Below are 526 nucleotides of genomic sequence, written 5' to 3'. Positions count from 1 at the left end.
CGTGATCGCGATCGGCCTGTCGGCCGCGGGCGCGATGCTGTCGCGTGGTGCGGCGGAGCCTCGCCGGAGAGCGCGTTGGCTGGCGTGGGCGATCTACATCGGCGCGATGGCATCTTGCGGGGCGTTGATCGCGGTGATCGCGGCAATCGCGCCGAAGGTCTGACGTCGAGGCGCCGCGGTCAGCGTGCTGCCGACGCAGGCCTCGTTCGAGGGCGCTCAGCTGTGCTCAGCTGTGCGGCCAGCCCATGGCTGCCAACGCGTCGTCGTAGTCCTCAGTCGAGGCCGCATCGAGCCGAGCGGTGTCGGCTTGTTGGCCGAGCGATGCAAGGCAAAGCAGCGTCGCGCCGCCGAAGGCGATCAGATCTTCGGCCGCAGCCACCGGGGCGTCGTGGCCGAGCGCCCGCGACAGGCGCTGGCGCAGCCGGTGACAGACGTAGGTCGACACGACAGCGCCCACGGTGCCGGCCAGTGCCGCCGGCCATGAACGCCCACCCGCCAGCGCGGCACCGGAGATCGCGCCGCTGAT

1 pseudogene is annotated in these 526 nt (G+C 71.7%); it reads right to left on the bottom strand.

The annotated features are described in order from the left end of the window. Window positions 1-226 precede the first annotated feature (226 nt). Window positions 227-526 (bottom strand): annotated as a pseudogene (locus tag FUT87_RS29530) (hypothetical protein); the annotation flags it as partial.

Source organism: Mitsuaria sp. TWR114 (assembly GCF_007997345.1).
The sequence above is the reverse complement of the archived record's forward strand: the minus strand, read 5'-3'. Positions and strand labels throughout refer to the sequence as shown.